Consider the following 1,070-nt stretch of genomic DNA (forward strand, 5'->3'; position numbering starts at 1 on the left):
AACAAATTGATTGATGCTGTCATTACGATGAAGATCAGCAAAATAGACACAGGGCTAATGCTCAGAGTTTCAAGCCACGCAGCGCCTTTAATCGCTGTAATCATTCCAAGATTGGTCCAACCAAAGTAATTCACGAACTGCGCCGCGAAGAACATCAACACAACGTAGCCCGCCATTGTCGCCATAGTTGATTCCATTGCTTCGATCACGTCTTTGCTTGAAGAGAACTCTTTGACCGTATATCCAAAAATAGCTCCCGCTAAAGCGAAGTAGACAGAAATAATCACGACGATCCCGCCGATAAATGGAGAGACAACAATGCTTCCCGTCTCGGGGTGTCTAAGCGGCGCTGACTCGGGTAGTACAGCCAACAAAACAAGGCCTACAAACACCAAAGTAAACAGACCGACATTGCGTAAGCCTTTGCCATCGAGAGGCCCTGCTTGATCGACTTCAACATCTTCGACTTCTTCTTGGCTTTGTGATTTTTCGAGATAAGGCATCACAATTTTATTGGTCACAATTGTGCCCAAAATGCCGATCAAGAATGTTGAAGCAACCATGAAATAATAGTTCGCCGCAGGAGAGATAAAAGCTTCTTTATCCATTAATTGTGCGGCTTCGGTGGTAATACCTGACAACAATGCATCAATAGGGCCAATTAATAGATTCGCGCTAAAGCCTGCCGAAACGCCCGCAAATGCCGCCGCAATACCCGCTAATGGAGGGCGACCCGCTGCGTAGAACAGCGCACCGGCTAAAGGAATAAGTACAACGTAACCAGAGTCTGCTGCTAAAGAAGATAAAACACCTGCAACGACAACAATAAAAGTTAGCAAACTATCTGGTGCCGCTGAAACCAAACGTCTTAACAAAGTACCCAGTAAACCACTACGCTCAGCAATACCGATACCAAGCATCGCAACCAACACAACACCAACGGGCGCGAAGCTCGTAAAGTTCGTGACAGCCTTGGTTAATATGAGTCGAAGCCCTTCTCCCGATAGAAGACTTACGCAATGTCGGTCTGTTTACTTTGGTGTTTGTAGGCCTTGTTTTGTTGGCTGTAC

Annotated in this window: 1 protein-coding gene; it reads right to left on the minus strand. The window is 46.2% G+C overall.

Annotated features, from left to right (window positions below; translation table 11 throughout):
- Positions 1 to 983, minus strand: a 983-nt coding sequence (locus A3739_RS21585; protein ID WP_231877124.1) for an AbgT family transporter, incomplete at its 3' end; no start/stop codon positions are given.
- Positions 984 to 1,070 lie beyond the last annotated feature (87 nt).

It is taken from the genome of Oleiphilus sp. HI0067 (assembly GCF_001635735.1).